Source organism: Myxococcus sp. CA039A (assembly GCF_013336645.1).
Lineage (GTDB): Bacteria > Myxococcota > Myxococcia > Myxococcales > Myxococcaceae > Myxococcus > Myxococcus llanfairpwllgwyngyllgogerychwyrndrobwllllantysiliogogogochensis.
In genome coordinates this window covers 1-7,216 of the sequence record NZ_JABUMQ010000453.1, presented here as the reverse complement: position 1 = coordinate 7,216, position 7,216 = coordinate 1, and the positions used below count along the sequence as shown (strand labels likewise).

Genomic DNA, 7,216 nt, shown 5'->3' with positions numbered 1-7,216 from the left:
AGCCCAGGTGCAGCCCCGCCATCATCCCCACCGCGAGCAGCATGGGACTCCACGCCAGCCCCCACGTCAGCGACGCGGTCGACACCCCGCCCACCGAGCCCGGTGCCGCCACCATTCCGGGCAGCTTCTGGAGCACATCGCGCACCGCCGTGATTGCCGCGGACACCCCCGCCGCCACCGCCAACCACACCCCGCGCCCGCGATTCTCCTCGGGCGCCGAGGCATGCATCGCGGTGATGAGCTCCGCCGTGGTGATGCCGGTGGGAAAGGCCAGCGCCTCTTCCTCCATCAACCGCCGCCGCAACAGGTGCGCCGCCAGCACACCGAGCACCCCCAGCGCCACGCTCCACACCGCCACTCCCACGCCGGGCACGTCCAACCCCAGCAGCATCAGCGCGGGCAGCGGCCCCAGGAGCCCCGCGGCCGCCGGCATCGCGCCCACCGACACCGCTGTCACCTGCGTGAGGTTGTTCTCCAGCGGCGTGTACGGCGAGCCGCGCCTGCGTGACACCGCCGCCAGGCCACCGAAGCCCAGCACCGCCGCCGTGACGGAGCCGCTCTCCCACCAGCCCAGCTTCAACCCCATGGACACGTTGGTGACAGCCAGGAGCGCGCCGACGACGAGCCCCATCCCCAGCGCACGCGCGGTCCCCTCCCTCGGCTCGCGGACAGGGGACGGTGCTTCATCGGAGACCGCCGCCAGACGCGTCTCGCCGGCGACCTCGGGAACAACAGGAGTGGAGGACACGATGGGTTCCAGGGGACTGCTCATCTGCCCGCCTCCGCTGAACGACCCACCAACTCCCGGAGCTGGGTGAGGTCCAACGGCTTGGAGATTTTCAGGTTGGGCACGTCGCGCAGGAAGGACACCGTGCGCGGGGTGAAGGCGCCGCCCGTCATGAACACCATGCGGCCCGCCTGCTCCGGCACGCTGCGCCCCAGCTCGTGGTACAGGTCCATGCCCGTCATCCCCGGCATCATCACATCGCAGAGGATGAGGTCGAAGCGGCTGCCCTCGTTGAGCAACCTCAGCGCCGCCTGCGCGCTGTTCGCCGTGGCGACCTCATGGTCCGCCGCCAGCGAGCGCTGGAGCGCCAGCGTCACGTTCGGCTCGTCATCCACGACGAGGATGCGCGCCCGCGCATTGACGGCCACCACCGCCGTCAGCCTCGGCAACACCTCCAGCTCCCGCGTCGCCGCGCGCAACACCACGCGGAAGGTGCTCCCCTTGCCCGGGTCGCTCTCCGCATGGATGGAGCCGCCCATCGACTCGATGATGCCGTGGCAGATGGACAGCCCCAACCCCGTGCCCACGCCCACGGGCTTCGTGGTGAAGAACGGGTCGAAGATGCGGTCCATCACCTCGGGCGACATCCCCATGCCCGTGTCCCGCACCTCCACCAGTACCCGGCCGCGGTCTCCCGCGCGGATGACGACGCGGATTTCATGCTCGTGCTCCGGCGAGCGGTCCTCCGGAATCGCCTGCGCCGCGTTCAGCAGCAGGTTGAGGAACACCTGGCACAGCCGCGACTCGCTGGCCTCCACCGGGGCCACCGGCTCGAACTCCGTCACCAGCCGCGCGCGGTGGCGGATGACGTTGTCCGCCATCTTGCACGCCAGCTCCACCGCGCGGCGCACGTCCACCGGCATCAGCTGCACTTCCTGCTCGCCGCGCGCGAAGACCTTCAAGTCGCGGACGATGGTGGCGATGCGCTCGGCGCCCTCGGTCGTCTCGCGCACCAACTGCTGGAGCGAGGCGATGGCCGCCGCGGGCACCTGGCTCTCCATCCGCTCCAGCCCCTCGCGCACCAGGTGCAGGTTGACGAGCATGTAGGCCAGCGGGTTGTTGATTTCGTGCGCCACGCCCGCGCCCAGCGTGCCCACCGACGCCAGCCGGTCCGCCACGACGAGGTGCGCCTGGAGCTGCTTTCGCTCCGACGTGTCGCGGTGGACCATGATGTTGGCGATGGTGCGCCCCTCGCTGTCGCGCAGCGGCACGACGACGGACTCGCACCAACAGGTGGTTCCGTCGTGGCGCTTGAACTCCAGCTCCCCCGTCCACCGCCCCTGCTTCTCCAGCGCGGCGAGCACCATCCCGGTGAGCCGGTCCGGCTCCTCCGGATGCAGCACGCGGAAGAGCGTCTGCCCCAGCGCCTCCGTCTTGTTGCGGCCGAACATCCGCTCCGCGCTGGCGTTCCAGTCGATGATGCCGCCGCCCAAATCGGTAATCACCACGCCGTCGTAGATGCTCTCGAAGATGAGCGCCTGACGGTTCAGCTCCTGCTCGGCCTGCTTGCGCGCGGTGATGTCCATCACCGTGCCCGTCACCCGCGCCGGCATGCCCGACGCGTCGCACAGCACGTCACCCTTGCAGGAAATCCACCGCCACCCGCTGCCCTGCGGCTCGATGCGGTACTCCACATCCACCTGCGTCTTCTTCTCCAGCGCGGTGGACAGGGCCTCCCGCACGCGCGGCAGGTCGCCGGGGTGCACCACCTCCTCCAGCTCCATGGCGCGGCCGGACAGCTTTCCCACCGCCAGCCCCAACAGCCGGTCCACCTGCTCGCTCCACGTCACCCGGCCGCTCTGCGCGTTCCAATCCCAGATGCCCACGCGCGCGGCGGACAACGCCTGCCGCAGCTGCTCCTCACGCTGCTCCAGGAGCTCCCGCTTGGAGAAGCGGAACACCGTGACGGTGCCAATCTGGAGCCGGTCTCCCTCTTGAAGCTCCGCCGTGGCGATGGGCGTGCCGTTGAGCAGCGTGCCGTTGGTCGACTCCAAATCCGTGACGTGGCAGCCCCCGTCGAGCGCGCGGATGATGCGGGCATGCTTTCGCGAGACGCCGTGGTCGTCGATGCGCACCGTGGCTTCGGAGCCTCGGCCGATGATGTGCTCGCCGGGCTCCAGCCGGTACGCCTTGCCGATGGCCGCGGGCGTGGTGGTGCTGATGAGGATGAGGCAGGCACCCGTCGAGGAAGGCGGAGCCAGCGCCATGCCGGCGCAGGTCGTGAGGTCATCCAATGTCGTCATCAAGAGGCCCCCCGGCACCACGCGCCGCTTCCGTCCACCCGACCTGCCCCGACTCGCACGCGTGATGTCACGTCCCGAGAATCCAGCAGTCCCCAGCCACGGCGTCCAACCACCCGGGGTGTTGGGGCGTCCGAGCATTCGCAAGGCAACATCTGCCCCCGCGCACCCCACCCGAGGTGATGGGTGGTGAACGCATGGCGGGGATTGGCGCGACGCGGCGGTCGCTTCGGGCCCGGGGCATGCAGCAGGGCTCCAGGGTGGGTGGTAGGGTGCTGACCACACATGGCGGCCGACTCCGAGAGCACGTTCCGCATCCAGGCACGGGCGGATCTGCATGGCTCCGAGCGAGGTCGTGGCGATGCGGGCCGAGGTGAACGGGGCCCTGGCACGCTTGCGGGCGAGTACATCCTCAAGGCCCTGCTCGCCTCCGGTGGACACGGCAGCGTCTACGAAGCCGAGCACCGGATTCTGGGCCGCCGCGCCGCGGTGAAGGTGCTGCATCCGCACCTGGCGGATCAGGGCGAGATGCTCAAGCGCTTCGTGCGCGAGGCCCGCGTGGTGAACCAGATTCGCCACCCCAACATCGTGGATGTCTATGACTTCGGGCTGATGCCGGACGGCAGCCCCTACTACGTCATGGAGCTGCTCGCGGGCCGGACGCTGGGCCAGGTGGTGCAGGAGCGCGGCCGGCTCTCCGCGTCCCGCGCGCGCGCCTACCTGGAGCCCGTGTGCGGCGCGCTGGAGGCCGCGCACCGCGCCGGCGTCGTCCACCGCGACTTGAAGGCCAGCAACATCCTCGTCGTGGAGGAGGGCGAGAAGCCCCGGGTGAAGCTGCTCGACTTCGGCATCGCCAAGCTGATGCACGCGGAGCCCTCGCAGGAGGGCCTCACCATCGCCGGCCAGCGGCTGGGCACCGCGCACGCCATGGCGCCCGAGCAGTTCCGCGGCTCCACCATTGGCCCGTACACGGACATCTACGCGCTGGGCGTGCTGCTGCACCAGTTGCTCACCGGCCGCTACCCGTTCCTCTGCGAGGACCGGATGGAGCTGGAGCGGCTGCACCTGGAGGCCCCCGCGCCCCGGCCCAGCGCCATCGCCCCGGTGTCCCCCGCCGTGGACGCGGTGGTGCTGCGCTGTCTGGAGAAGGACGCCAGCCGGCGCTTCAGCAGCGTGGGCGCCTTCCTCGCCTCGCTCGCCGACGCCGCGGAGGAGCCCGTGCAGCCCGCGAACCGCTCCCGGCTGGCGCTCGCCGTCCACGCGGAGGTGATGCTGCCCTCCGCCGCGCAGGACGACGACGCGATGTACGCCGTGCTCGCGGATGTGCTGGACGGACTCGAGCAGGGCCTGCGCGGCGGCGGCTTCCTGCTCGCGCTCCAGTCCGGCACCACCCTGCTGGCCGTGCGCCCCCTGGAGAACGGGGCGCCCACGCCGGAGCGCACCGCGTACCTGCGCGAGGCCGAGCGCTCCCTGCGCATCCTCCAGCAGGCCGCGCAGAAGCTCGCCGACCCCGTGGATGCCCGCGTCCACCTGTGCCTGCACCTGGGCCAGGCCGAGACGCGCGGCGACACCGGGGAGTCCGAAGTCGTGGGAGGCCCCGTCACCGACGTGGGCGCCTGGCGATTGCGCGGACCCGAGGGCTTCGCCCTCACCCCCGCCGCGGCCTTGTCCCTGGAATTCCCGGAACCAATCTAGGCCTCCCGGAAATCACAGACATCCGTTGATTCCATTTCATCCAGGACTGCCTGAGTCCAGGACCTTACAGCCTGACTGTTGTGATTCAGCTTCCATGGGAAAATTATTTCCCATGCGGCATGCAAAAGCCTGAAACCCCGGCAAATCTTGTCGAACCCATCAGTTACAGCGGCATTCTTTGGGAGTGCTGAAACAGGTGGGCGGCAAGGTGGTCAGCGAACGCTGACTGCCACACACGGGGGAAAAGCATGCACCGCACACCAGCTTCGCCGTCGCGTCGTCACACCACCGCTCTCCAACTCCACGCCCGGGGATGGCTCGCGGGGCTCCTGAGTCTGGCGCTTGGAACGGGGGCCTGTGGCGTGGGGGTGGAACCGGTGGGAGATGACCTCGGGCACCTGCGACAAGGCCAGCTGTCCACGAATGGCCTGTCGACAAATGGCCTGTCCACGAATGGCCTGTCGACAAATGGCCTGTCCACGAATGGCTTGTCCACGAATGGCCTGTCGACAAATGGCCTGTCCACGAATGGCTTCGTGACCTGGTTCAACCAGGATCCGGCGACGGCGGACTCGGTGATGGCCTACGTGGTGACGTGCGCGGTGCAGGCGGGGGTGGCGCGCCAGTTCACCAATCCGGTGACGGGAATCACACACATGTGGCTCGGAGCGCTGGGGCTGGCGCCGCGCTGGGCCTCGGGGCTGCCGGCGACGGAGGTGGAGCAGCAGGTGGTCTCCGCCTGCCTCGCGGCGCACGCGAACAAGTACGGCCTCCACGTGCCCATCTCCGTGCTGGGCCTCACCACGTCCGAAACGAACGCGCCCATCCCCTACACGGCGGAGGAGCTGGCCACGTACAACCAGCAGGAGGCGTGCTTCTTCGGCAACCTGTTCGACGGCACCGGCGTCTTCGCGGCCAATGACCAGCCCTACCTGTCCGCGGACAAGAGCACCCCGCGCACGTGTGGACTGGCGTCGGGCCCCACGCAGGCGTGCCCTCCCATCACCCACGTGGGCATGTGCGCCACGCTGTGCCAGCCCGCGGTCGTCGGCACCACGCCCCAGCCCTACTACGAGAGCTGCGCGTACAACGGGAAGTCGTACCGCCCCATCACCGCGCGGATTCGCTCGCAGGAAATCTATCGCTGCGGCGACGGCATCTGTCAGTTCACCGAGCGCTGCGGCACGGACACCACCGCGTTGAGCTGCCGCGCGGATTGTGGCACGTGCCCCTGAGGGCGGACCGTTGGTCTTCCACGACACAGTCCGCGCCGGCGTGTCGGGCCCCCGGGCCCCCGCCGGTGGGGACATCCCAATGGGTGGTGTTAATCTCTCCCCATTCCCGAGGTCGGGCCGGACACGGGAGGTGGCATGAACGGTCTTCACGTCCTGGACGCGCCCGAGGGCACGGACATCGCCGGTTACACGGTGGAAGGACTGCTGGGCGCGGGCGGCTGCGGCGTGGTGTATCGGGCCACTCGCGACGGACAGGCCGTGGCGCTCAAGCTCCAGTCGCTGGCGCAGCTGGGCGGCTGGGCCCGGCGCGAGGTGGCCATCCTGACGCGGCTGGCGCACCCCAACGTGGTGGGCTTCCGCGACGGCGGCCTGTTCCCGCCGGAGGCGCCCGAGTGGCTCTATCTGGCGATGGAGTACGTGCGCGGGCGCCCGCTGGCCCAGTGGGTGGAAGAGGAGAACCCCGGGGCACGGAGCGCGGCGCGGCTGGCGCTGGGGATGGCGCGAGGACTGGAGGCCGCGCACGCGGCGCAGGTGCTCCACCGCGACATCAAGGAAGCCAACGTGGTGGTGCGCGAGGAGGACGGCACGCCGGTGTTGATGGACTTCGGCGTGGGGGACTACTCCGGAGCGCCCCGACTGCCGCGCGGCGTGCTGCCCCCCGGAACCCCGCGCTACCGCAGCCCGGAGGCCCTGGCCTTCCGCCGCGAGGGCCGCGACGGCGTGTACCCGGCCACCAGCGCGGATGACCTGTATGCGCTCGGAGTCGTCCTCTACTGGATGCTCACCGCGCGCTACCCCTTCGAGCAGGTCGAGACACCCGAGGGAGAACTGGCCGTCATCCACCACCCTCCGGTGACACCGTACGTGCTCAACCCCCGGGTGCCGTGGGAACTCAGCGAGCTGTGTCTGCGGCTGCTCTCCAAGCAGCCCTGGCGCCGGGGCACCGCGAGAACCTGGTGCGAGGCCCTGGAGACCGCGCTCGCCAGCGCCGACGCGGCGTGGGAGCAGCCGCTGTTCCCGGACGCCGCCGAGCTCCCACCCGACGGCCCAAGCCCGCGGACCCCGTCGCGAGGACGGCGCTCCAGCCACTCCGGGAGGCTGCCCGCGATTCAGACCGTCGAGCCCCTGGCCGAAGCGGAGCCGCCAAGACTCGTGGTCCGGGCGCGGCCGGTGACGCGGACGCGTCGCGCCATCGAGTTACCGCGCGCCCTGCTGGCACTGGGCGTGGGGGTCTGCCTGGTGGGCGGCGTGGGGTGGTG

Annotated in this window: 5 protein-coding genes; 3 read left to right on the top strand and 2 right to left on the bottom strand. The window is 70.2% G+C overall.

Annotated elements, in window-relative coordinates:
* Positions 1-772: OPT/YSL family transporter (locus HR086_RS43100; RefSeq protein ID WP_174468544.1), on the bottom strand; the 772-nt coding region annotated here is incomplete at its 3' end.
* Positions 769-3,030 (bottom strand): PAS domain S-box protein, encoded by a 2,262-nt coding sequence (locus HR086_RS43095; RefSeq protein ID WP_174468543.1) that lies wholly within the window; start codon positions 3,028-3,030, stop codon positions 769-771. The genes HR086_RS43095 and HR086_RS43100, both read right to left, overlap by 4 nt.
* 282 nt (positions 3,031-3,312) lie before the next feature.
* On the opposite strand from HR086_RS43095, the gene HR086_RS43090 reads away from it, so the two are divergent.
* From HR086_RS43090 to HR086_RS43080, 3 genes are all read left to right on the top strand, one after another.
* Positions 3,313-4,722: a serine/threonine-protein kinase gene (locus tag HR086_RS43090; RefSeq protein WP_141647411.1), complete on the top strand. Its 1,410-nt coding sequence runs from the start codon at positions 3,313-3,315 to the stop codon at positions 4,720-4,722.
* Between the two features lie 362 nt (positions 4,723-5,084).
* Complete coding sequence (locus tag HR086_RS43085) at positions 5,085-5,957, top strand: hypothetical protein (RefSeq protein WP_373564430.1); 873 nt, start codon at positions 5,085-5,087, stop codon at positions 5,955-5,957.
* Between the two features lie 135 nt (positions 5,958-6,092).
* A partial coding sequence (locus HR086_RS43080) for a serine/threonine-protein kinase (RefSeq protein ID WP_174468542.1) occupies positions 6,093-7,216 on the top strand: 1,124 nt, incomplete at its 3' end.